The organism is Dickeya sp. ws52, from assembly GCF_007210685.1.
GTDB lineage: Bacteria > Pseudomonadota > Gammaproteobacteria > Enterobacterales > Enterobacteriaceae > Dickeya > Dickeya chrysanthemi.
The window spans coordinates 1-22,266 of record NZ_SZVX01000006.1 but is presented as its reverse complement, the minus strand read 5'-3'; the positions used below and the strand labels follow the sequence as shown (position 1 = coordinate 22,266).

Here is a 22,266-nt window from a genome sequence, read left to right as displayed (position 1 = left end):
TTTTTCAATGATTATCGAGGTGTATTATCTTTACCCGGGTAGCTAATTTTTGCCGCAAGGTACTGAATCGTGAGCATGAGCCAGCCAGTGCGGACCTTCCGCCGCAGGCAATGACGGTCATTCCCCGTGATCAACATGCTATTTCACGCAGCGACATTAGTGAGAATGCGCTGAAAGTACTGTATCGCCTGAGCAAAGCGGGCTATGAGGCGTATCTGGTAGGCGGTGGCGTCCGTGACCTGCTGTTGGGCAAAAAGCCCAAAGACTTCGATATTACCACCAACGCCACGCCGGAGCAGGTTCGCAAGTTGTTCCGCAATTGTCGGCTGGTGGGTCGCCGTTTCCGCCTGGCGCACGTGATGTTCGGCCCTGAGGTGATTGAAGTCGCCACATTCCGCGGCCACCATGAGCAACATCAGGAGCAGGAAACCAAAAACGCGGCACAGCAAGGCCACAATGGTATGCTGCTGCGCGACAATATTTTCGGCACCATTGAGGAAGATGCCCAGCGGCGCGACTTCACCATCAACAGCCTCTATTACAATATTGCCGACTTTACCGTTCGTGACTACACCAACGGAATCAATGATTTACGCCAAGGGATGATTCGCCTGATCGGCGAGCCGGAAACCCGTTACCGTGAAGACCCGGTACGTATGCTGCGTGCGGTACGATTCGCCGCCAAACTCGGTATGCAAATCAGTCAGGACACCGCCGAACCGATTCCCCGTCTGGCCTCGTTGCTGCACGACATTCCGCCGGCGCGGTTGTTTGAAGAATCGCTGAAGCTATTGCAGGCGGGTTACGGTTACCCCACCTACCGATTGCTGTGTGAATACCAACTATTCCAGCCGTTGTTCCCGCTGATCAGTCGCTACTTCACCGCTAACGGCGAAAGTACGATGGAGCGGATGATCGTGCAGGTGTTGAAAAATACCGATCAACGCATCCAGAACGACATGCGGGTTAACCCAGCGTTTCTGTTCTCCGCCATGCTGTGGTATCCGTTGGTGGAACACGCTCAGAAACTGACGCAAGAGAGTGGGCTTGCCTACTTCGAAGCGTTTGCGTTAGCCATGAACGACATACTGGACGAACAGTGTCGCTCGCTGGCGATTCCTAAACGCATCACATCGCTTGTCCGCGATATCTGGCAATTGCAGCTACGACTGTCGCGTCGTCAGGGCAAACGCGCCTTTAAGCTGATGGAACACCCGAAATTCCGTGCCGCTTATGACTTGCTCTGCCTGCGAGCCGAAACCGAAAACCATCAGGAACTGCTACGTCTGGCGCAATGGTGGGGCGAATTTCAGGTCGCCGCGCCGCCGCGCCAGCAGGTAATGCTGAACACACTGGATGACGGCCCTACGCCGCATCGCCGTTCACGCCGTCCGCGTAAGCGACCGGTTCAGCGGGATAATATCCGATGATCTGCGTGTACCTGGCCTTGGGCAGTAATCTGTCCGAGCCATTGCAGCAGATACGCGCAGCGCTTAACGCGCTGGATGCGATTGAAAATACCCGGCTGGTGCGCTGCTCGTCTTTCTACCGCAGCCGCCCGCTTGGCCCGCAGGATCAGCCTGATTATCTCAACGCCGTCGCCGAATTACAGACCGGGTTATCACCCGAAGCGTTGTTGGACAACACCCAACGCATTGAGTTGGAACAAGGGCGGGTGCGCAAAGAAAACCGCTGGGGACCACGTACCCTCGACCTGGATATCCTGTTGTTTGGCAACATGACGCTGCATACCGAGCGGCTCACCGTGCCGCACTACGACATGAAAAACCGCGAGTTTATGCTCTACCCGCTGGCGGAGCTGGCGATGGAGCTGGTGTTTCCTGATGGAGAAGCGCTGGCGACGCGGTTACAACAGGTGCCACGCAACGGCCTGACACGGTGGGACGAGCGATAATCGCCGCCCATTGTGCTTATCCTGCCCCCGCCGCGCACGATGCGCGGCTGATATTGGGTTCATACCAATCACTTGTTTTACAAATAGAAATAGATCGCTGTTCCTGATGCCTGCCATCCATTAGAATGATTCCCCCTTGAACTGCCCTTGAGTTGACTCAGGAAGGTTGCCATGAAAGCGACAACGATTTCCCACCTGCGCCAGTGGAAACAGGAGCAGAAGAAGTTCGCCACCTTGACGGCTTATGACGCCAGCTTCGCCCAGCTATTTTACGAGCAGGGCATTCGCGTCATGCTGGTGGGGGACTCTCTCGGTATGCCTGTGCAGGGCCACGATTCAACCCTGCCCGTCACCATTGACGATATGGTTTATCACACCCGCTGCGTCCGCCGTGGTGCGCCACATTGTTTGCTGTTATCCGACCTGCCCTTTATGGGCGCCGCCACGCCGGAGCAAGCCTGCCAGCAAGCCGCCGCGTTGATGCGCGCCGGCGCCAATATGGTCAAAATCGAAGGTGGTAGTTGGCTGGTGCCGACGGTCCGCATGTTGACTGAACGTGCCGTTCCCGTGTGCGGACATCTGGGGTTGACTCCGCAGTCGGTGAATATCTTTGGCGGTTACAAAGTTCAGGGGCGCGATGAAGCCGCCGCCAGCCAACTGCTGGAAGACGCGCTGGCGCTGGAGCAGGCCGGAGCGCAGCTACTGGTGCTGGAGTGTGTACCGGTGTCGCTGGCACAGAGGGTCACTGAAGCGCTCAGCATTCCGGTTATCGGTATCGGCGCAGGCAATGTCACCGACGGCCAGATTCTGGTGATGCACGACGCGCTCGGCGTGACCGGCGGCCATACGCCGAAGTTCGCCCGCAATTTCATGGCGGAAGCCGCGGATATCCGGGCGGCGGTTCGCCTGTACGTGCAGGAAGTCGAGCAGGGAACCTTTCCCGACGAAAAATACAGTTTTGCTTAACACAGGAGCAAGCGTGTGTTGATTATTGAAACGCCGGTGCTACTGCGCCGTGAACTCCGCCGTTGGCGTCAGGATGGAAAACGCATCGCGCTGGTGCCGACCATGGGCAACCTGCACGACGGCCACCTGACGCTGGTGGATGAAGCCCGCGCCAGAGCCGACATCGTGGTAGTCAGTATTTTTGTCAATCCGTTGCAGTTCGAACGGGCGGACGATCTGGCCCGCTACCCGCGCACCCTGCAGGAAGACTGCGAAAAACTGACGCGCCGTGGGGTTGACTTGGTGTTTGCCCCCGCACCGGACACACTCTACCCTAACGGCCTGCAACAGCAGACGTTCGTAGAAGTACCGGGACTGTCGCAGATGCTGGAAGGCGCGAGTCGTCCGGGCCATTTTCGCGGCGTTGCCACCGTCGTCAGCAAGCTGTTCAATCTGGTACAACCGGATGTAGCCTGCTTTGGTGAAAAAGATTACCAGCAACTGGCGTTGATCCGTCAGATGGTGGCCGACATGGACTACGACATCAGCATCGTCGGCGTGCCTACCGTGCGCGCCAAAGACGGCCTGGCGCTCAGCTCGCGTAACGGTTACCTCACCGCGGAAGAGCGCCAACAAGCCCCGCAACTTCGCCGCATCATGAGCGAGATGGTGGAGCAATTATCCAACGGCGACCGTCAGATTGATGATATGCTCGCCAGTGCGTCAGACGCACTACGCAACGCCGGATTCACCCCCGACGAGCTGTTTATCCGCGACGCCGCAACATTGCAGCCGCTCACCATCGACAGTACCCGTGCCGTGGTACTGATGGCGGCCTGGCTGGGTAAGGCGCGTCTGATTGATAACCAACAGGTAGATTTGACTATCTGATTTTTCCAACCAGAGTGACAGACCGATGATTCGAACCATGCTGCAAGGTAAGCTGCACCGGGTCAAAGTAACCCAGGCAGATTTACATTATGAAGGGTCCTGCGCCATCGATCAGGATTTTATGGATGCCGCCGGTATTCTCGAATACGAAGCGATCGACATCTACAACGTGGATAACGGTCACCGTTTTTCCACTTACGCCATCGCCGCAGAACGCGGTTCCCGCATTATTTCCGTCAATGGCGCCGCGGCACGCTGCGCCTGCGTCGGCGATAAACTGATTATCTGCTCCTATGTGCAGATGTCGGATGAACAGGCGCGTACGCACCACCCCAAAGTCGCGTATTTCGGCGACAACAACGAACTGCAACGTACCGCCAAGGCCATCCCCGTACAGATAGCCTGACGTATCGCGCCGATAAAAAAGCGGGACGGCACACGCCATCCCGCTTCATATCCGACAAAACCGATTAACTGCGTAACCCGCGGCCCCGCTCTATCAGCCACCAGCTCAATCCATAGAACGCGACGATAAACGCCAGCAACACCATCAGCGTCAATGGCAACGGCACGTCATGAATACCCAGAAAACCAAAACGGAAACCGCTGATCATATAAACGATCGGGTTAAGCTTGGACACCGTCTGCCAGAATGGCGATAACAACGATAACGAATAGAACACGCCGCCAAGATAGGTCAACGGCGTCAGCACGAAGGTGGGAATCAGGCTGATATCGTCAAAGGTTTTGGCAAATACGGCGTTGACTAATCCGGCCAGCGAAAACAGCATGGCCGTCAGCAACAAGGTCACCACCACCATCCACCACGCATGAACCTGCAACGGCACAAAAAACAGCGACACCGCCGTTACCAGCACGCCGACGCAAATCCCCCGCGCCACACCGCCGCCGACATAACCGGCGATAATAATATGCGTCGGCACCGGTGCTACCAGCAGCTCTTCGATATTGCGCTGAAATTTTGCGCTGAAAAATGATGAAGCGACATTCGCGTAGGCATTAGTAATCACCGACATCATGATTAACCCCGGCACGATGAACTGCATGTAGCTGAAACCGCCCATTTCACCGATTCGATTGCCGATCAGATTGCCGAAAATAATGAAATACAACGACATGGTGATCACCGGCGGCACCAGCGTCTGAATCCAGATCCGGGCGAAGCGATTGACCTCTTTGATCCAGATACTCTGCAACGCCACCCAATATAACCCCATCATGCTTTATCTCCGTTGTTATTGAGCAGAGTCACAAACAGTTCCTCCAGGCGATTGGCCTTGTTGCGCATACTGAGAACCTGAATCCCCTGTGCGCTGAGCTGGCTGAAAACACCGTTCAGGCCCTGCTCCCTTTTGACATCCACCTCCAGCGTGGAGGTATCCACCAATCGATGCTGATAGCCTTCGAGCCTCGGCAAGGCACTTTTCGCCGCCAGATCGAAAATAAAGGTTTCCGATTGCAATTTAGCCAGCAGCGCCTTCATTGAGGTATTTTCCACCAGTTGCCCGGCCTGGATGATGCCGATATTACGGCACAGCATTTCCGCTTCTTCCAGATAGTGGGTGGTCAGAATGATGGTTGTCCCCTGCGCGTTGAGCTCCTTGAGGAACCCCCACATTGAGCGCCGCAATTCAATGTCCACGCCGGCGGTCGGCTCATCAAGAATCAGCAGTCTGGGCTCATGCATCAATGCCCGGGCGATCATGAGCCGGCGTTTCATCCCCCCGGACAACATCCGGGCGCGATCGTTGCGTTTGCCCCACAGGTCAAGCTGGTTGAGGTATTTCTCGGCGCGTTGTACCGCCTCAGGCCGCGGCACGCCGTAGTAACCGGCCTGACTGACTACAATTTGCATTACCGTCTCGAACGGATTGAAATTGAACTCCTGCGGAACCAATCCCAGTTGTCGTTTGGCGTTCACCGTATCCCGGTCCAGGTCGTAGCCGAAGACCTGAATCCTGCCGTCGGTTTTGTTGACCAGCGAACTAATGATGCCGATAGTCGTGGACTTGCCTGCGCCGTTCGGGCCCAGCAAAGCGTAGAAATCTCCGGCTTCAACGCACAAATCGATACCGCGCAACGCACGAACGCCGCCTGGGTACGTCTTAGTCACATTCGCCAATTCAAGTGCATATGTCATAGCTGAAAGCGTGCCTTATTATCAGTTAAGCGAGCCCTGGTCGGACCCAGTTTTCGATTTCAAAACCCCTATGATTGCTCTATATTACCCTGCACTGTCCTTTTGTCGTTACAGGTCATTCACTTTCATGAAAACAATAGAAACGCTTATTGCCAATAATCAGCAATGGTCTGAAACGATAGTGAAAGAAGACCCGGATTACTTTGAACGGCTGGCGCTGGCCCAACGTCCCCGTTTTCTGTGGATCGGCTGCTCAGACAGCCGGGTTCCCGCAGAAAGCCTGACCAGTCTTGAGCCCGGCGAGCTGTTCGTTCACCGCAATGTGGCCAACCTGGTTATCCACACCGATCTTAACTGTTTATCCGTCGTACAGTATGCCGTTGAGGTCCTGGAGGTGGAGCACATTATTATTTGCGGCCACTATGGCTGCGGCGGCGTGCAGGCAGCGGTCGAAAACCCGGAGTTGGGGTTGATCAACAACTGGCTGCTCCACATTCGTGACCTGTGGTATAAGCACAGCTCATTGTTGGGAGAATTGCCACCCGAACAGCGATTTGACAAGCTGTGTGAAATTAATGTGGTAGAACAGGTGTACAACCTGGGCCACTCCACCATCGTGCAGTCGGCCTGGAAACGCGGTCAGAAAGTCACTATTCATGGTTGGGTCTACGGGATTCAGGATGGGCGACTGCGCGATCTGGAAGTCACTGCTATCAGCCGCGAAACGCTGGAACAGCGCTATCGCCGCGCTATCTCCGCGCTGTTTTAAACACCGCACGTTCCCTGTCATTCCCGTCATAGACTTCGCGTTGCAGGTGCGTTGACTACACATGTTCCTGCAACTTGAAGTATGACGGGTATATCGCGCCTATGCCGTCCTGGGCCCGAGGCCGGGCATTAGAGCGGGATAACCTTGCCGATAAACGGCAAATGGCGATAGTGCTGGGCATAGTCAATGCCATACCCCACCACAAACTCATCAGGGATGGAAAATCCGACCCATTCCACCGGAACCTGAACTTCACGGCGCGACGGCTTATCCAACAGTGTGCAGATCGCCAGCGATTTGGGCGCACGCAGTTGCAGAATTTCCCGTACTTTGCTGAGTGTATTGCCGGAATCAATAATATCTTCAACAATCAGCACATCTTTGCCGCGGATATCCTCATCCAGATCTTTGAGGATTTTCACATCCCGGGTCGAACTCGTACCGCTGCCGTAGCTGGATGCGGTCATAAAGTCGACTTCGTGAGAATGGTCAATGGCACGGCACAGGTCGGCCATAAACACAAAAGATCCACGCAGTAACCCAACCAGCACCATGTCGCTGCCGCTATTGCGGTAATGTTCGCTAATCTGGCGCCCCAGCTCAGTTACCCTCGCCTTGACCTCCTGTTCAGAGATCATGACTTCCACCGTATGTTTCATCATACTGACGACTCACAGAAAAAAGATATCCAGTATCGGCCGCGGCGGCCATACTCCGAAGCGACTACACAGCCATGCCGTGCCGCTATGTACCACGGCGCGCAGTATAACAGAAAGCCTTGTTTCACGGAGAGAACATGACCTCGTTATCGTCTTCAGCGGTTGACCATCCCATCACTTACAAAGTGAATGACCCCATCAATGTCGATCAATTTATTCATCTACTTAGCCGAACGTCATTAGGCCCGAGACGGCCGCTGGAGCAGCGCGATACCCTCGCCGGCATGTTGACAGAGGCGGATCTGCTGGTCACGGCGTGGCGGGGCGATGAATTAGTGGGGATTGCTCGTAGCGTGACGGATTACCACTATTGCTGCTATCTGTCCGATCTGGCGGTGGATGAAAACTGCCAGCATGGAGGCATCGGTCGCCAGCTTATTGCACACACCGCCCAACAGCTTAAACCACACTGCCGGCTGATCCTGATTGCCGCGCCTCTGGCGGTGGATTACTACCCCCGGATCGGTTTTGAGGCACACCCCAGCGCCTGGCATATTTTGGCCGGCGATTTTCTTGCGCTGAAGCGCTGAGCGCATAACGGTATACCGATTGTGGTGAAAATATCAGCATATCAGCAAGAGAGTCAGGATTTCGTTATCGACACATAAAAGAGGGTAAAACGCGTTGCACCTCTCCGGTACAAGGTTTTTTATATGCCATGACCAACCGATTGAGAGGTGTAACATGACAACGCTATCGAAAATTTGCCGTACCGCGGCGCTCATCACCGGTATTTCGCTAATCTCCACCCTATCCGTGGCATCCGCACACCCTGAAGGCATTGAGCCTCCAGTGTTGGGTAAGCCAGGCATCCTACCGCCGCCGCCCGGATTCCCGCCGCCGATCCCTGCGCTGTATCAGGCCTCGCTGCAGTCGACCGAGCCGGTGCAGGCAATCAACAAACTGGTCGCCAATGTGCCGCAAGGTAACGGCAAAACCTATGAAGTCAGCATCAGCGTGCGCGAAATTCCCCCGATGCCGCAGCGCGAACCCGTGGCGCCGAATGCCGCTCAATAACGTGATGACGTCATCTCGCAACGAAATAACCTAGGTAAACGGCGCCGTATGGGAATGAAGAAAAGCGCTGAATGACGAGCGCCTGTGTTGAACCAAGTAGTTACAGGCGCTCCCATGCACTCAGCGATGGGGCGAGCCTGACGCCCGCTAGTCCTGTGAGCTTATCGCCGCCTCCGGCGCAAAAAGAACCGGTTGATCGATGCGAATACTGAGCCTGACCGGTTGCCCCGGCTCGAACCAGTTGCCGCTTTGCACCTGAATTTCCAACTCATTGACCCGGATACGATAAAAATTACTGTTCCCCATAAAGAGCCGATCTTCAATAATGCCTGGGCCATCTTCATCCAGCGCCAGCGCAATTTCTTGCGGGCGAATCAACCAGTCGTACTGCGCACCATGCGGCAGTTTCAGCGCCCTCGTCGCCTGATGCTCGCCGAGGAAACTCTGCCATTGCCTGTCGCCATTGATTTTTACCGGCAGGTAATTGGTATTACCCATAAAACTGGCCACATAGCGGTTGACCGGCCGGTAGTAAAGGTCAGCGGAAAAGCCCTGCTGCACAATACTGCCCTCATGGATCAGAATCAGGTGATCGGCGAAAGCAAAAGCATCTTCCCGATCAGAAGTCGCAAATAGCGTGGCAATTCGACGATGCCGCAGAATTTGGCGCAACTCGCTGATCAATTGATACCGGATTTGGCTATCAACGGCAGAAAACGGCTCATCCAACAGCAACAGTTTTGGCTGACACGCCAGCGCACGCGCAATAGCCGCACGCTGGTACTGAACGCGGGAAAGTTCGTGAGGATAACAACGGGTAAACGTTTCCAGTTGCATCACCCCCACGACGTCCATCGCCAGAGTGCTGATCTCTTCGGATGACTTGCCGCGTAGCCCGAAGGTAATATTCTCCATGACCGTCAGGTGGGGAAACAGGGCATCATCCTGAAACACCATGCCTATCGCGTATGACGGCATCTCACCACCTGGTGTTTGAGGCGCCAACGTCTGGCCGGCAATGACGATTCGACCTTGCTCTTGCGGCAATAGACCCGCTATTGATTTCAGCAATGTGGTTTTGCCGTCGCCGCTGGCCCCCAACAGGCAAACCATCTCCCCTTCATGCACCGAGAAACTTACATTCTCCAGCACGGAACGTTGCGGATAACCACAACTGAGCGAAGTTATCGCCAGAATCTCCGGGGTCTCCATCACTTACCTATCCTTCCATTCTCATCAATCGGGTTATCCCAAACAACGGGATCATCCCCACGCCCACCAGCATCAGCGCGGGAGTCGCCACCAACGGCAAGCGCTCATCCATTATGAAGCGGAAAACGTAGGTCGCCATCGTTTCTACCTCAAACGGTTGCAATAGCAGTGATGCATTCAGTTCACGCAAACTTTCGGTAAACACCAGCAGCACACCGACAATCAGGCAGTGCCGTAACTGCGGTAAATAAACCCATAGCACTCGCTGAACGGGCGTATACCCCAGCGACTGGCTGACATGATTCATGGAACCCGGCAGACGGGAAATGCGAATTTGCATCCGGTCAATCAACAAGCCGCTAAAGCGCATACAATAGGCCAGAATCAGCACCAGTACCGACCCAGCCCAAGGGTCATCTACCACCCCACCCGCCGAGGCGCGCCAGGTATCCACAGCCAAAAACGGCACCAACAACCCCATACCTAACGCGGTGGACGGCAACAGCCGGTTGATATTAAGCCAGCGTAACGGATTACGGTACGCCGGGTTACCTGTTGCGCGAAAATCAAACACACACACTATCGCCAGCGCAATCACCAGCAACGTTGCACTGGCGGCCGCCATCACGCTGCTGGTAAACGCCAGCAAGAATGGCAAGCTCCAGATAGGCGCGTCAGACAACAACGCCCAGCACACCAGCCGGCCAACCGGTACGACAAACGCAACGACGACCAACCCGATGCCAAACAGAACCGTCAGAAAGCACCGCCACCCGCGTAAAACCGGTAAATTGTTCGTCCCCACGCCGCCGATTTGCTGATAACGTAATTGACGGGCACGACTACGCCGCGCCTGAAACCATATCAGGAACACCAATGGCAGCAATAACGACATCAGTAATGCCGCCGTGCCGTGCTGCGACTTATCTCGCCATAAATCCAGCCCTGTCGTGGTCATCGTCTGCAACGAGAAATAAGCGGAAATGCCGTAATCGCCGAGCGCTTCCGATGCCATCAGCACCATGCCAAGCGCAATCGCCGGACGCGCCATAGGAAACACCACACGCCAGAAAACCTGAGCGCGGGAATGATTCATCAACAACGCCGCCTGACGTAAGTTGGCTGATTGCGACATCAACGCAGTCCGTACCAACAGGTAGACATAGGGGAACAGTACCAGCGCCAGACAGAGGCTGGCACACATCACCATCACCACCTGATGCCAGAATGTCTGAGGCACGATGTGGGGTACGAATGATAAGGCGTACAGCGTTTGCTTGACCGGCCCTTCATACCCCAGGGCGTCGCCGTATACCGCCGCCAGCAGATAGCCCGGCACCGCCAGCGGCAACAGCAATGCCCGATGCAACCACACTTGCCCGGCAAAGCGGTAGTGCGACATCATCCAGGCTAACGGTAACGCGAACAGCAGACTGAAAATCACACAGCCCGCCACCAGCATCAGCGTGTTCATTCCATAAACGGGCAGAGTATGCCATAACGCCGATATCGCGTTGCCGGGAGCGAAAAACGCCATGCCGACGATGGCCACCAACGGAAACAAAAGAATTCCCGCCAACAGCACACTACTGATGCGCCAGATACCTGAAGTCATGAGAAATCGGTGCGATAAATTTAAACTGCACTATTAATATCAAAGCCTGACGCTGACGTCATGGCATCAATCGCCGATAAATGGCCGGTAATTACGCCATTGCACATATACGCCCTCCGTTTGATCCGCCCGGCGCAAGCCTACGCCGACTGCGTCTATCACACTGCGCCGAATAAAACTTGAAATCCGGGCCAGTAACTGTGATAACGTCATCTAATGAAAGATAAAACAGGTTGAATTATGAAACATTCCGCGCTGGTGCTGCTCCTGTTCTCATTGTTGGGCTTCTCCTCCGCCAGTAAGGCATTGAATGATTTCGAGGCCGAAGACCTCGCCGATCTGACTGCGATTTTCGTTTATTTGAAAAATAACTGCGGTTACAAGGATCTCCCCAACGATCAGATCCGCCGTGCGCTGGTGGTTTTCGCCCAACAAAACCGCTGGGATCTCAGCAACTACAACCAATTCGATATGATCGCGCTCGGTGAAGCCAGCTATCGTGATCTGAGCGGCATCGCTATCCCTACGCCGAAAAAATGCCAGTCTCTGGCACGAAACTCTCTCAGTTTACTCGCTAATACACAGTAAAGCCTAAAATCCTCCGTATTGCGTGAAATTTGACCGTGCAAGCGCCATGAGAGTTAGCTATCATAGCGCGCCAATTTTCATGGCTGTTATCGCGGAGGAAGCCCTAACATGTCCCGGAAAGAAATTTGGTATGAAACCCTACATGCCAACTTTGGTCAGTATTTTTCTATAGAAAAGGTGCTCTATCATGAAAAAACCGACCATCAGGATCTGATCATCTTCGAAAACGCCGCACTGGGCCGGGTAATGGCACTGGATGGCGTAGTACAGACCACCGAACGAGACGAGTTCATCTATCACGAAATGATGACCCATGTCCCGCTGCTGGCCCACGGCAACGCCAAACGCGTGCTGATTATCGGCGGCGGCGACGGCGGTATGCTGCGCGAGGTGTGCCGTCACCGTAATATTGAACAGATCACCATGGTGGAAATCGACGCCGGCGTCGTGTCGTTCTGCCGCCAGTATCTGCCGAATCACAGCGCCGGCGCTTACGATGACCCGCGTTTTCGTCTGGTGATTGACGATGGTGTTAACTTCGTCAACGCCTGTCAGGAAAAGTTCGATATCATCATTTCCGACTGTACCGACCCTATCGGACCCGGTGAAAGTTTGTTCACCTCGGATTTTTACCAGGGATGCGCTCGCTGCCTGAACGACGGGGGCGTCTTTGTGGCGCAAAACGGCGTCTGCTTCCTGCAACAGGATGAGGCCGTCAACAGTCATCAGAAATTGAGCCGCTACTTCAGCGACGTCAGTTTTTATCAGACCGCCATTCCAACCTACTATGGCGGCATCATGACTTTTGCCTGGGCCAGTAATAACCCGGCGTTGCGCGCTATCGATCAACAGAGTCTGCAGCAACGGTTTGATGCAGCGGAAATCGAATGCCGCTATTACAACCCGGCTATTCACATCGGCAGCTTTGCCCTGCCACAATATTTACTGAATGCCCTGTCAGCCGCCCGCTGAACACCGGCATCCATAAGGGGGTGAATTAAATTGCAAAAGCTGAAACTACATGGCTTTAACAATCTGACCAAGAGCCTGAGTTTTTGTATCTACGATATCTGTTACGCTAAAACGCCTGCCGATCGCGATGGCTATATTGCGTACATTGACGAGCAGTACAATGCGAACCGTTTGACAGAAATCCTGAGTGAAACCTGTTCCATTATTGGCGCCAATATTCTGAACATTGCCCGTCAGGATTACGAGCCGCAAGGCGCCAGCGTGACGATTCTGGTCAGCGAAGAGCCGATGGACCCCCGTGATGTGGATACCTCCGAACACCCCGGCCCGCTGCCGAATTCCGTTGTCGCACATCTTGATAAAAGTCATATCTGCGTGCACACCTATCCGGAAAGCCACCCCGGCGGCGGCCTGTGTACTTTTCGCGCCGATATCGAAGTATCAACCTGCGGCGTCATTTCACCGCTCAAGGCACTCAACTATCTGATTCATCAGTTAGAATCAGACATCGTGACCATTGACTACCGCGTACGCGGTTTTACCCGCGACATTAACGGCGTCAAGCATTTCATCGACCATAAAATCAACTCTATTCAGAACTTCATGTCTGACGACATGAAATCGCTCTATCATCTGATGGACGTTAATGTTTACCAGGAAAATATTTTTCACACCAAAATGTTGCTGAAGGATTTCGACCTGAAGCACTACCTGTTTAACGTCAGTCCTGAAGAGCTTAGCCCCGAAGAACGTAAACGCATCACGAACTTGCTGTATCGCGAGATGCAGGAAATCTATTACGGCAGAAACATCGCAACGGTGTGATCACGTCCCTGAGGGTGCAGGCCCTCAGGTTCTCTCCTTTCTAATGCCCCCCGACACCCCAACAAAACACTATATATTGCGTGGTTGATATTAATAAACACCAAATCTAGTATTCATTATCAGGCAAACGGAACGTAATCGCCGCCAATATGGCTGTGCATCAGCGCCTCCGTTCGGCCATATGTGCATAGGTTCTCATTTCGGCCAAAAGGTAAATACGAATCATGAACATTAGCATCTATAGCAAAAAGGATTGCCCGCAATGCGACGCAACCTGCCGGACATTGGACAGCTATGGCATCACCTACCACAAGATAGACATATCCGACGATAAGCCGGCACAAGCGCATGTGCTGGCGCTCGGCTACCGCCAGCTACCGGTGGTAGAAACCAGTGAAACGCACTGGTGCGGCTTTCGACCGGATAAACTCCGCTTACTGCGTGTCGCGGCCGCCTGAGACCACGATGATGAATCCGATCGTCTACTTCTCCAGCCAGTCGGAAAATACGCATCGGTTCGTCAGCCGTCTGGGGCTGCCGGCGATGCGGATACCGCTGCAAAACGGGGAGATCATGCCGGATATCGTCAATCCATACATTTTAATTGTTCCGAGTTACGGCGGAGGAAGCACGCGTGGAGCGGTGCCCCGCCAGGTCATCCACTTGCTGAATCAATCGTCTTACCGCGCATTACTGCGCGGCGTCATCGCCGCCGGGAACCGTAACTTTGGCGCAGCCTACGCCATTGCCGGCGATATTATCGCCGCCAAATGTCAGGTTCCTTGCCTTTATCGCTTTGAGTTGTCCGGAACTCCGGAAGATGTCGACAACGTACGCAGAGGAGTAACCCAATTTTGGCTACAGCAGAACTCCTGACCGCAGCGCCTTCCAGCCAGCTGGATTACCACGCGCTCAACGCCATGCTGAATATCTATGATGCCGACGGCCGCATTCAGTTTGAGCGCGATCATCAAGCTATCCAGTGCTACTTTCGCGACCATGTACAACCACGTACCCGCCGTTTCCCGTCTTTGGAAGAAAAACTGCGCTGGCTACAGCAGGAAGGGTATTACGAGCCTGAAGTACTAGAGCGCTACCAGTCAGACTTCATCATCGACGTGTTCCAGCGCGCAGTCGAACATCGCTCCCCGTTTCAAAGCTTTCTGGGGGCTTTCAAGTTTTACACCAGCTATGCGCTGAAAAGCTTTGACGGCAGCCAATACCTTGAAAACTATGGCGAGCGAGTGTGTATGGTGGCGCTGACGCTGGCGCGGGGCGATGCGCAACTGGCACAACAACTGGTGGATGAAATGATGAGCGGCCGCTTCCAGCCCGCCACGCCGACTTTCCTCAATTGCGGCAAACGGCAACGCGGCGAACTGGTATCCTGCTTTCTGCTGCGTATTGAAGACAACATGGAATCCATCGGGCGGGCGGTTAATTCCGCATTGCAATTGTCCAAACGCGGCGGCGGCGTCGCCTTTATGCTGACCAATATTCGCGAAACCGGCGCACCGATAAAACGTATCGAAAATCAGTCATCCGGCGTCATCCCTATCATGAAAATGCTGGAGGACGCGTTTTCCTACGCCAACCAGCTCGGCGCTCGCCAGGGGGCCGGGGCGGTTTATCTACATGCCCATCACCCCGATATCCTGCGTTTTCTCGATACGCGCCGGGAAAATGCCGACGAAAAAATCCGTATCAAAACACTGTCGCTGGGGGTGGTTATACCTGATATCACGTTGCATCTGGCTCGTAATAATCAGGACATGCATCTGTTTTCCCCCTACGACGTTGAGCGGATATACGGTATGCCGCTGTCGGAAATCAGCGTCAGCGAGAAATATGACGAACTGGTCAACCACCCTGAAATTCGCAAATGCACCATTAACGCTCGCCAGTTCTTCCAGACACTGGCTGAGCTCCAGTTTGAATCCGGTTATCCCTACCTGATGTTCGAAGATACCGTGAACGGCAACAACCCGGTAGCCGGGCGCATCACCATGAGCAACCTGTGTTCGGAGATTCTGCAGGTCAGCCGCGCCAGCGAATATCAGGAAGATTTGAGTTATCGTCTGGTCGGAAAAGACATTTCCTGTAACCTCGGTTCTCTCAATATTGCCAAAGTGATGGATGGCGGCAATCTGGCTCATTCGGTGACCATCGCCGTACGAGCGCTGACGGCAGTATCCGATATGAGCCATATTAACGCGGTGCCGTCCATCGCCGCCGGTAATGCGGAATCACACGCGATTGGTCTGGGGCAAATGAACCTGCACGGTTATCTGGCGCGCGAGGGGATCCTGTACGGTTCGGAAGAAGCGCTGGATTTTACCAACCTCTATTTTTATACCGTGACCTACCACGCCTTACTCACCTCCAGCCTGTTGGCACAAGAACGTAACCAAACCTTCGCCGGATTCGCCGATTCGCAGTACGCCAGCGGCGTGTTCTTTGATCGTTATCTGTCGCAGGAGTGGCAGCCAGCCACGGAACGCGTGCGCGAACTGTTCATGGTCGCTGGTATTGCGCTTCCCTTACGGGAAGATTGGCTGGCGCTGAAACGGCGGGTGATGCGCTACGGTCTCTACAATCAGAACCTACAGGCGGTGCCGCCCACGGGTTCGATCTCTTACATCAACCACGCTACGGCCAGCATCCACCCGATCGTTTCTCGCATCGAAATCCGTAAAGAAGGCCGGCTGGGACGGGTTTACTACCCTGCCCCATACATGACTAACGACAATCAACGATTTTATCAGGACGCCTATGAAATCGGTCCGGAGAAAATCATCGACACCTATGCCATCGCCACCCGGCATGTCGACCAGGGATTGTCGCTGACGCTCTTTTTTCCTGATACCGCCACGACCCGTGATATCAACAAAGCACAGATCTACGCCTGGAAAAAAGGCATCAAAACGCTGTACTACATTCGAGTGCGCCAAAAAGCGCTGGCAGGTACAGAGATTGAAGGCTGTGTATCCTGCTCGCTTTAGCACTCGCCCGACGCACAGCATAAAAAAAGGAGATCATGACATGAGTCAGTTGTCCCCCCTCAAGGCCATCAATTGGAACCGCCCACAGGATGAAAAGGATCTGGAAGTCTGGAATCGGCTGACCGCCAACTTCTGGCTGCCCGAGAAGATTGCCTTGTCCAACGATATGCCGTCCTGGGCACAATTAACCGATGCTGAACGCCAACTCACACTACGCGTGTTTACCGGCCTGACACTGCTGGATACGCTGCAGAACACCCAGGGAGCCCCTGCATTGATGGCCGATGCATTAACCCCCCACGAAGAAGCCGTACTTTCCAACATCGGCTTTATGGAAGCTGTTCATGCCCGCTCTTACAGTGCAATTTTTTCCACCTTATGTCTGACCAACGAAGTCGACTGCGCCTATCACTGGAGTGAACATAACAAGCCGCTGCAAAGCAAAGCGGCGTTGATTCTCTCGCTCTACCAGCATGACCAACCGCTGAAAAAGAAAATCGCCAGCGTCTTTCTGGAATCGTTTCTGTTTTATTCCGGCTTTTATCTGCCGATGTACTGGGCCAGCCGTGGCCGATTAACGAATACTGCCGATTTAATTCGTCTCATCATCCGTGACGAAGCCGTACACGGCTATTACATCGGCTACAAATACCAGCAGGGATTAAAACGTCTAAGTACGCCAGAGCAGCGTGACTTACAGCTTTTCGCTTACGAGCTGCTGCAAACCTTGTATGACAATGAAGTGGACTATACCCATGAACTGTACGATAGCGTCGGCTGGAGCGGTGATGTGATAAAGTTTCTGCACTATAACGCCAACAAAGCACTGATGAATCTGGGCTATGAGGCGCTATTTCCCGCCGACATGACCGACGTCAATCCCGCCATTCTCGCCGCCCTGTCGCCAGGCGCAGAAGAAAATCATGATTTCTTTTCGGGCGCAGGCTCATCCTATGTAATCGGGAAAGCGGTAGAAACTGAAGATGAAGACTGGAACTTCTGAATATAAAAACGAAGAAGCCCTGAATCAGATGGTTCAGGGCTTCGGAATAATTGGCGGTGCGGACGGGACTCGAACCCGCGACCCCCGGCGTGACAGGCCGGTATTCTAACCGACTGAACTACCGCACCGCGCTGTGCTCAGTGAGCGAGGTGAATACTACGGGCCGCCCTCGGTTGCGTCAACGCTTTTTATCACTAAACACTTCTGTTTGCTTACATTTTCAGCGCAATGAAGCCGTTGTGTTCAACGGCAGCGAACTCAGTTACGCCACAGACAACTGCCGCCTTTTTTCATAATCAGATCCAGCCGTTGCTCATGCGCTATCAATTCTTCGTCACTGGCATACAACACCGCCAAAGCCGATGCCGGGCGTGAAATACGCTGGATAGTTTCCGTTTGCACCGCCTGCTGCTGACCCTCCCCTTCCATGGAAAAAGCCAGTGAGGTTTGGCCGCCAGTCATCGCCAGATATACTTCAGCCAGAATCTCGGCATCCAGCAACGCGCCATGCAGCGTACGCTTACTGTTATCTATCTGGTAACGGTCGCACAAGGCATCCAGATTATTGCGCTTACCGGGGAACAACCGACGCGCCATCAGCAGGCTGTCGGTAATGGTGCAGAAGGTCTCGGTTTTCGGAATATCGCGACCCAGCAAGCGGAACTCATAGTCCATAAAGCCGATATCAAACGACGCGTTATGGATAACCAGCTCAGCGCCGCGGATGAAATCAAGAAAATCATCCGCAACATCAGCATAAGTCGGCTTATCCACCAGAAACTCATCGCTAATGCCATGAATATTATAAGCTTCCGGGTCTACCAGACGATCAGGTCTCAGATATACATGGAAGTGGCGCCCGGTCAGACGACGGTTCACGACTTCGACCGCACCAATCTCAATAATCTTGTGTCCTTCATAGTGAACCCCCAGCTTATTCATACCAGTGGTTTCCGTATCAAGAACGATTTGTCGCGTAATTACAGTGCTCATCGGTTTCGTTTATGTCAGACTTATGCTTTTGACCATGAATAAGAGTCTACCAGAGATGCTAAAACAGGTTGAGATTTTCACCGACGGTTCCTGTCTCGGCAATCCTGGCCCCGGCGGATACGGGGTACTCCTGCGTTATAAGCAACACGAAAAAACCCTCAGTGCAGGTTACCGGTTAACGACCAATAACCGAATGGAACTTATGGCGGCAATTGTTGCACTGGAAAGTCTGACTACACCCTGCGATGTCACGCTAAGCACGGATAGCCAGTACGTCCGTCAGGGGATTACCAGTTGGATCCATAACTGGAAAAAACGCGGCTGGAAAACCGCAGAGAAAAAACCAGTAAAAAATATCGACCTGTGGCAACGGCTGGACAGCGCCATTCAGCGCCATACCTTGCACTGGCAATGGGTAAAAGGCCATGCAGGTCACCCTGAGAACGAGCGTTGTGATGAATTGGCCCGTCAGGCCGCCAACACACCCACGCTCGACGACATCGGTTACCAGCCTGAGTAGACTCCTCGCTAAACAACTGACTTACGTTCAATCATGTCGGCATCGATAACTTTTCGTCACACCGACAGGGCGATGCAACGGCGATTTCCTTAACAAGGATTTGCTCGGCGTCATCGTCAATGGAATCGTGCGCTTACGCGCGACAATCAAGGTCAGGCATCCCAGCAGAGGCAGCGTATTACTCCAAGCGCCCTCGCCAGGCCGACGCCATGGCAACACCTGTAAGCTGTTATGATGAACAATCTCGTAATTTAGCAAACTCAGCCAATCCATCACTCGCATTTGGCTGAACATCCGGCTGCAATATGGCTGGCGACGACGCATCCCCGGCACCAATCGCCCCAAACCAATCAGGCTGACCGGGTTGAAACCGCTGATAATGACCCAGCCATCGTTAATCAAAACCCGGTCTACCTCACGCACAACCCGATGAGGATCAGCAGCATAAGTCAGTACATGAGCCAGCAAACAGGCATCAACCGATTTTTCGACAAAGGGGAGCTGATAGGGATCAGCCATAACATGCGCCAGAGGCTCTCGACTGACATTAACCTGATGTGGAATGGTACATGTTTGGCTATCGATCGCTGTACTCAATCCTCCAATTTTCAGCAGATGAAACCCGAATATTCGGCTCCACCAGGGAGCCAGCGCCATATTCAGCGTATGAAGATAGTGCGGCCCCCAGGGGATCGAATCCCAACTATCAGGCGGCACGATCTTCTGAGATGTTTGTGCTGGCTTCATGTTCTAGAATCTTCCGCAAGCTAATCATCAAAATGAGGATGCAGCATGAATCTTATCAGTGTACCGGCCTTCAACGATAATTACATTTGGCTACTGGCAAATGATAAAAAGCAATGTGTGATTGTGGACCCAGGGGATGCACACCCTGTATTACAGGCGTTGGATAAGCATGGACTATTCCCCGCAGCCATTCTGTTGACTCACCATCACAATGACCACACCGGCGGCGTACGGCAACTGGCGGATCACTATCCCGGCATACAAATTTACGGTCCATTGGAAACTAAACGATGTGGCGCGACACATACAGTACAGGCAGGTGACACGATTACTGCAGCCGGCTCGGAATTTTCTATTTTTTTCGTACCAGGCCACACGGCGGGACATATCGCGTACTATAGCTCTCCATATCTGTTCTGTGGCGATACGCTATTTTCTGCCGGTTGTGGTCGCATTTTTGAAGGTACAGCACAACAAATGTTCGAATCATTGAGCAAGTTGGCTGATTTACCTGATAAAACCCAGATATGTTGTGCACACGAGTACACATTGTCCAACCTGGAATTTGCTCACCATGTTTGGCCTGAAGATGCAGATATCCATGATTATCTACTTAAAATCAGGCAATTACGTGAAAAAGGAGAATCATCCCTCCCCTCAACACTGGGTCGGGAACGAAGAATAAACATTTTTTTACGTTGCCATGACGTTGATTTAAAAAGAAAACTGTCCATTAATACGGACACCCAGGGCGATTGGCAGATTTTTGCGCACTTACGCGCTATGAAAGACCACTTTTAATGGTTTTTGTTGTACTAAATTGCCAATCAAAGTATCATTGTCTGTCTTTTAAGCAACTATTGACACAGATATGAAGACTAAAGCGATATTCATCGCCTCGGTCGTGTTGACAGGTTGCCAGGTGCCACCCAATGACACCTCTCAACCCAGACAGCATGGACAGAGTCTGTCTTCGGCAGGTCAAAGTGAAGCAGGAAAGTACACAGATGGTCGAGAGACCGGTGCGCGATGGCTGGATGATGATAGCCTTGCGCAGCAAGATCTGTGGAACTTCATTGGCGACGAGCTGAAGATGGAGGTTCCGGAAAATTCCCGGATCCGCGAGCAAAAACAGCGTTACTTAAAAAATAAGAGCTATCTCCACGATGTAACATTACGGGCAGAGCCGTACATGTACTGGATAGTCGGGCAGATTAAAGAACGTAAGATGCCGATGGAACTGGTACTGCTACCCATAGTGGAGAGCGCTTTTGACCCAAACGCCAGATCATCATCCAACGCCGTTGGGCTTTGGCAGATTGTTCCTGGCACAGGGCGAAATTATGGGTTGAAACACACCCAATGGTATGACGGGCGTCGGGATGTTGTCGCATCCACGACCGCTGCATTAGATATGATGCAGCGTCTAAACCGCATGTTCGACGGCGATTGGTTGTTGACCGTAGCCGCCTATAATGCAGGTGAAGGGCGCATCATGCAGGCGGTGAAAGCGAATAAAGCCAAAGGCCGTCCAACGAATTATTGGGCACTGGCGTTACCCTATGAAACGTCAACCTATGTGCCTAAGATGTTGGCGCTAAGCGATATTCTTAAACACAGCAGAAAATACGGTGTTGAACTGCCTAAACCTAACGAAAACCGTGCTCTGGCACGTGTTGATTTAGGTCAGCAGATGGAGTTGACGCAAGCAGCTGAATTGGCTGGTTTGTCTGTCACCAAGTTAAAGAGTTACAACTCGGGTTACACACGTGATGTTACTGCGCCTAACGGACCGCACTACATCATGGTTCCTAAGTCCCATGTGGGGCAGTTGAAAGACTCATTGGCAGATGGCGACATTACAGCCGTTCAGCCGGCAAAAGCTACACAGCCGATGGCTATAACCCGCACTGTCGGATATAAAGTTCGCACTGGTGATACATTATCAAGCATTGCCAAACGAATGAATATCCGCACGCAGGACCTGCAGAACTGGAATCACCTCAAGGGCAGCGCCCTGAAAGTGGGCCAAACATTGCAGGTAGCCAAAGTAACAGCACCTGTGACGGCAGGTACTATTGCAAGCAATAAGTCGAACTCGATTACTTATCAGGTTCGTAAAGGCGATTCGCTGGCGAGCATAGCTAAACGCCACGGTGTTAACATTGCTGATGTCATGCGCTGGAATACGGTCATCAAAGATGCCAATCTTCAGCCAGGTGATCGATTGACATTGTACGTCACCAAAAAACAGTCACCAGATTCCTGACGCTAACAAAAAACCGCCTATTCGGGTAACACCGATCGGTTAAGCAAATGATCGGTTGAACGATCCAGTGGGTAGACGACAATAGCCTCATCATTTTTTGATG

Annotated in this window: 25 protein-coding genes and 1 tRNA gene; 18 read left to right on the top strand and 8 right to left on the bottom strand. The window is 53.2% G+C overall.

Features of this window, described 5'->3' with window-relative positions:
- The first annotated feature begins 26 nt into the window (after window positions 1-26).
- From pcnB to panD, 5 genes are all read left to right on the top strand, one after another.
- Window positions 27-1,430 (top strand): polynucleotide adenylyltransferase PcnB, encoded by a 1,404-nt coding sequence (pcnB, locus tag FDP13_RS07170; RefSeq protein WP_143839108.1) that lies wholly within the window; start codon window positions 27-29, stop codon window positions 1,428-1,430.
- Window positions 1,427-1,915 (top strand): 2-amino-4-hydroxy-6-hydroxymethyldihydropteridine diphosphokinase, encoded by a 489-nt coding sequence (folK, locus tag FDP13_RS07165; RefSeq protein WP_143839107.1) that lies wholly within the window; start codon window positions 1,427-1,429, stop codon window positions 1,913-1,915. The genes pcnB and folK overlap by 4 nt, the downstream gene beginning before the upstream one ends.
- Window positions 1,916-2,086: 171 nt before the next feature.
- Complete coding sequence (gene panB, locus FDP13_RS07160; protein WP_012768779.1) at window positions 2,087-2,881, top strand: 3-methyl-2-oxobutanoate hydroxymethyltransferase; 795 nt, start codon at window positions 2,087-2,089, stop codon at window positions 2,879-2,881.
- Between the two features lie 15 nt (window positions 2,882-2,896).
- On the top strand, window positions 2,897-3,751 hold the full coding sequence (panC, locus tag FDP13_RS07155) for a pantoate--beta-alanine ligase (protein ID WP_033576818.1): 855 nt from the start codon (window positions 2,897-2,899) through the stop codon (window positions 3,749-3,751).
- A 25-nt stretch (window positions 3,752-3,776) separates the two neighbouring features.
- On the top strand, window positions 3,777-4,157 hold the full coding sequence (gene panD, locus FDP13_RS07150) for an aspartate 1-decarboxylase (RefSeq protein WP_033576817.1): 381 nt from the start codon (window positions 3,777-3,779) through the stop codon (window positions 4,155-4,157).
- A gap of 64 nt (window positions 4,158-4,221) precedes the next feature.
- Here the strand turns inward: panD and FDP13_RS07145 are convergent, their stop codons facing one another.
- Window positions 4,222-4,992, bottom strand: a complete 771-nt coding sequence (locus tag FDP13_RS07145) for an ABC transporter permease (protein WP_033576816.1) — start codon at window positions 4,990-4,992, stop codon at window positions 4,222-4,224.
- Window positions 4,989-5,912: an ABC transporter ATP-binding protein gene (locus FDP13_RS07140; protein ID WP_012768775.1), complete on the bottom strand. Its 924-nt coding sequence runs from the start codon at window positions 5,910-5,912 to the stop codon at window positions 4,989-4,991. The genes FDP13_RS07145 and FDP13_RS07140 overlap by 4 nt, the downstream gene beginning before the upstream one ends.
- 127 nt (window positions 5,913-6,039) lie before the next feature.
- Between FDP13_RS07140 and can the strand changes: the two genes are divergently transcribed.
- On the top strand, window positions 6,040-6,681 hold the full coding sequence (gene can, locus FDP13_RS07135; RefSeq protein WP_012768774.1) for a carbonate dehydratase: 642 nt from the start codon (window positions 6,040-6,042) through the stop codon (window positions 6,679-6,681).
- 128 nt (window positions 6,682-6,809) lie between these two features.
- On the opposite strand, the gene hpt is transcribed toward can, so the two are convergent.
- Complete coding sequence (gene hpt / locus FDP13_RS07130) at window positions 6,810-7,343, bottom strand: hypoxanthine phosphoribosyltransferase (RefSeq protein ID WP_012768773.1); 534 nt, start codon at window positions 7,341-7,343, stop codon at window positions 6,810-6,812.
- A 134-nt stretch (window positions 7,344-7,477) separates the two neighbouring features.
- Here hpt and FDP13_RS07125 point away from each other — a divergent pair, with 134 nt between their 5' ends.
- A complete protein-coding gene (locus FDP13_RS07125) occupies window positions 7,478-7,930 on the top strand; it encodes a GNAT family N-acetyltransferase (protein ID WP_033576815.1) in 453 nt (150 codons plus the stop codon).
- A gap of 154 nt (window positions 7,931-8,084) precedes the next feature.
- Window positions 8,085-8,417 (top strand): hypothetical protein, encoded by a 333-nt coding sequence (locus FDP13_RS07120; protein WP_143839106.1) that lies wholly within the window; start codon window positions 8,085-8,087, stop codon window positions 8,415-8,417.
- A gap of 147 nt (window positions 8,418-8,564) precedes the next feature.
- Here FDP13_RS07120 and FDP13_RS07115 read toward each other — a convergent pair whose 3' ends face one another.
- Window positions 8,565-9,629 carry an ABC transporter ATP-binding protein gene (locus FDP13_RS07115; protein ID WP_012768770.1) on the bottom strand — a complete coding sequence of 355 codons (1,065 nt, stop codon included), beginning with the start codon at window positions 9,627-9,629 and terminating at the stop codon, window positions 8,565-8,567.
- Window positions 9,630-9,636: 7 nt separating this feature from the next.
- The gene (locus tag FDP13_RS07110) at window positions 9,637-11,244 is read right to left on the bottom strand and encodes an iron ABC transporter permease (RefSeq protein ID WP_033576813.1); all 1,608 of its coding nucleotides are present in this window, start codon (window positions 11,242-11,244) and stop codon (window positions 9,637-9,639) included.
- Between the two features lie 240 nt (window positions 11,245-11,484).
- Here FDP13_RS07110 and FDP13_RS07105 point away from each other — a divergent pair, with 240 nt between their 5' ends.
- The 7 genes from FDP13_RS07105 to nrdF all read left to right on the top strand — a co-directional run bounded on the left by FDP13_RS07105 (window position 11,485) and on the right by nrdF (window position 17,634).
- Complete coding sequence (locus FDP13_RS07105) at window positions 11,485-11,832, top strand: YacC family pilotin-like protein (protein ID WP_012768768.1); 348 nt, start codon at window positions 11,485-11,487, stop codon at window positions 11,830-11,832.
- 108 nt (window positions 11,833-11,940) lie between these two features.
- On the top strand, window positions 11,941-12,804 hold the full coding sequence (speE, locus tag FDP13_RS07100) for a polyamine aminopropyltransferase (protein WP_143839105.1): 864 nt from the start codon (window positions 11,941-11,943) through the stop codon (window positions 12,802-12,804).
- 30 nt (window positions 12,805-12,834) lie between these two features.
- The gene (gene speD, locus FDP13_RS07095) at window positions 12,835-13,629 is read left to right on the top strand and encodes an adenosylmethionine decarboxylase (RefSeq protein ID WP_012768766.1); all 795 of its coding nucleotides are present in this window, start codon (window positions 12,835-12,837) and stop codon (window positions 13,627-13,629) included.
- 224 nt (window positions 13,630-13,853) lie between these two features.
- On the top strand, window positions 13,854-14,087 hold the full coding sequence (locus FDP13_RS07090) for a glutaredoxin domain-containing protein (protein ID WP_143839104.1): 234 nt from the start codon (window positions 13,854-13,856) through the stop codon (window positions 14,085-14,087).
- A gap of 10 nt (window positions 14,088-14,097) precedes the next feature.
- Window positions 14,098-14,505, top strand: coding sequence for a class Ib ribonucleoside-diphosphate reductase assembly flavoprotein NrdI (nrdI, locus tag FDP13_RS07085; RefSeq protein WP_033576873.1), 408 nt, complete (start codon window positions 14,098-14,100; stop codon window positions 14,503-14,505).
- On the top strand, window positions 14,484-16,631 hold the full coding sequence (gene nrdE / locus FDP13_RS07080; protein ID WP_143839103.1) for a class 1b ribonucleoside-diphosphate reductase subunit alpha: 2,148 nt from the start codon (window positions 14,484-14,486) through the stop codon (window positions 16,629-16,631). The genes nrdI and nrdE overlap by 22 nt, the downstream gene beginning before the upstream one ends.
- A gap of 40 nt (window positions 16,632-16,671) precedes the next feature.
- Window positions 16,672-17,634, top strand: coding sequence for a class 1b ribonucleoside-diphosphate reductase subunit beta (gene nrdF / locus FDP13_RS07075; protein WP_143839102.1), 963 nt, complete (start codon window positions 16,672-16,674; stop codon window positions 17,632-17,634).
- Window positions 17,635-17,685: 51 nt separating this feature from the next.
- Here the strand turns inward: nrdF and FDP13_RS07070 are convergent.
- Both FDP13_RS07070 and dnaQ read right to left on the bottom strand, forming a co-directional pair.
- A tRNA-Asp gene (locus tag FDP13_RS07070) sits at window positions 17,686-17,762 on the bottom strand.
- Window positions 17,763-17,892: 130 nt separating this feature from the next.
- The gene (gene dnaQ / locus FDP13_RS07065; RefSeq protein ID WP_012768761.1) at window positions 17,893-18,627 is read right to left on the bottom strand and encodes a DNA polymerase III subunit epsilon; all 735 of its coding nucleotides are present in this window, start codon (window positions 18,625-18,627) and stop codon (window positions 17,893-17,895) included.
- Here dnaQ and rnhA point away from each other — a divergent pair.
- Window positions 18,581-19,147 (top strand): ribonuclease HI, encoded by a 567-nt coding sequence (rnhA, locus tag FDP13_RS07060; protein ID WP_027711235.1) that lies wholly within the window; start codon window positions 18,581-18,583, stop codon window positions 19,145-19,147. The genes dnaQ and rnhA overlap by 47 nt on opposite strands.
- 27 nt (window positions 19,148-19,174) lie before the next feature.
- Here rnhA and FDP13_RS07055 read toward each other — a convergent pair whose 3' ends face one another.
- Window positions 19,175-19,894 carry a class I SAM-dependent methyltransferase gene (locus tag FDP13_RS07055; RefSeq protein ID WP_012768759.1) on the bottom strand — a complete coding sequence of 240 codons (720 nt, stop codon included), beginning with the start codon at window positions 19,892-19,894 and terminating at the stop codon, window positions 19,175-19,177.
- Between the two features lie 45 nt (window positions 19,895-19,939).
- Between FDP13_RS07055 and gloB the strand changes: the two genes are divergently transcribed.
- Both gloB and mltD read left to right on the top strand, forming a co-directional pair.
- Complete coding sequence (gene gloB / locus FDP13_RS07050) at window positions 19,940-20,695, top strand: hydroxyacylglutathione hydrolase (RefSeq protein ID WP_143839101.1); 756 nt, start codon at window positions 19,940-19,942, stop codon at window positions 20,693-20,695.
- Between the two features lie 70 nt (window positions 20,696-20,765).
- On the top strand, window positions 20,766-22,163 hold the full coding sequence (gene mltD, locus FDP13_RS07045) for a murein transglycosylase D (protein ID WP_012768757.1): 1,398 nt from the start codon (window positions 20,766-20,768) through the stop codon (window positions 22,161-22,163).
- The last annotated feature ends 103 nt before the right edge of the window (window positions 22,164-22,266 follow it).

Bases quoted from the DNA above. Each gene is read 5' to 3' on its own strand.
- FDP13_RS07105 (WP_012768768.1), top strand. From the start codon at position 11,485: ATGAAACATTCCGCGCTGGTGCTGCTCCTGTTCTCATTGTTGGGCTTC.
- can (WP_012768774.1), top strand. From the start codon at position 6,040: ATGAAAACAATAGAAACGCTTATTGCCAATAATCAGCAATGGTCTGAA.
- FDP13_RS07120 (WP_143839106.1), top strand. From the start codon at position 8,085: ATGACAACGCTATCGAAAATTTGCCGTACCGCGGCGCTCATCACCGGT.
- speE (WP_143839105.1), top strand. From the start codon at position 11,941: ATGTCCCGGAAAGAAATTTGGTATGAAACCCTACATGCCAACTTTGGT.
- gloB (WP_143839101.1), top strand. From the start codon at position 19,940: ATGAATCTTATCAGTGTACCGGCCTTCAACGATAATTACATTTGGCTA.
- mltD (WP_012768757.1), top strand. From the start codon at position 20,766: ATGAAGACTAAAGCGATATTCATCGCCTCGGTCGTGTTGACAGGTTGC.
- dnaQ (WP_012768761.1), bottom strand. From the start codon at position 18,627: ATGAGCACTGTAATTACGCGACAAATCGTTCTTGATACGGAAACCACT.
- panD (WP_033576817.1), top strand. From the start codon at position 3,777: ATGATTCGAACCATGCTGCAAGGTAAGCTGCACCGGGTCAAAGTAACC.
- FDP13_RS07055 (WP_012768759.1), bottom strand. From the start codon at position 19,894: ATGAAGCCAGCACAAACATCTCAGAAGATCGTGCCGCCTGATAGTTGG.
- FDP13_RS07145 (WP_033576816.1), bottom strand. From the start codon at position 4,992: ATGATGGGGTTATATTGGGTGGCGTTGCAGAGTATCTGGATCAAAGAG.
- hpt (WP_012768773.1), bottom strand. From the start codon at position 7,343: ATGATGAAACATACGGTGGAAGTCATGATCTCTGAACAGGAGGTCAAG.
- folK (WP_143839107.1), top strand. From the start codon at position 1,427: ATGATCTGCGTGTACCTGGCCTTGGGCAGTAATCTGTCCGAGCCATTG.
- nrdF (WP_143839102.1), top strand. From the start codon at position 16,672: ATGAGTCAGTTGTCCCCCCTCAAGGCCATCAATTGGAACCGCCCACAG.
- FDP13_RS07110 (WP_033576813.1), bottom strand. From the start codon at position 11,244: ATGACTTCAGGTATCTGGCGCATCAGTAGTGTGCTGTTGGCGGGAATT.
- FDP13_RS07115 (WP_012768770.1), bottom strand. From the start codon at position 9,629: ATGGAGACCCCGGAGATTCTGGCGATAACTTCGCTCAGTTGTGGTTAT.
- FDP13_RS07090 (WP_143839104.1), top strand. From the start codon at position 13,854: ATGAACATTAGCATCTATAGCAAAAAGGATTGCCCGCAATGCGACGCA.
- FDP13_RS07140 (WP_012768775.1), bottom strand. From the start codon at position 5,912: ATGACATATGCACTTGAATTGGCGAATGTGACTAAGACGTACCCAGGC.
- nrdI (WP_033576873.1), top strand. From the start codon at position 14,098: ATGAATCCGATCGTCTACTTCTCCAGCCAGTCGGAAAATACGCATCGG.
- FDP13_RS07125 (WP_033576815.1), top strand. From the start codon at position 7,478: ATGACCTCGTTATCGTCTTCAGCGGTTGACCATCCCATCACTTACAAA.
- panB (WP_012768779.1), top strand. From the start codon at position 2,087: ATGAAAGCGACAACGATTTCCCACCTGCGCCAGTGGAAACAGGAGCAG.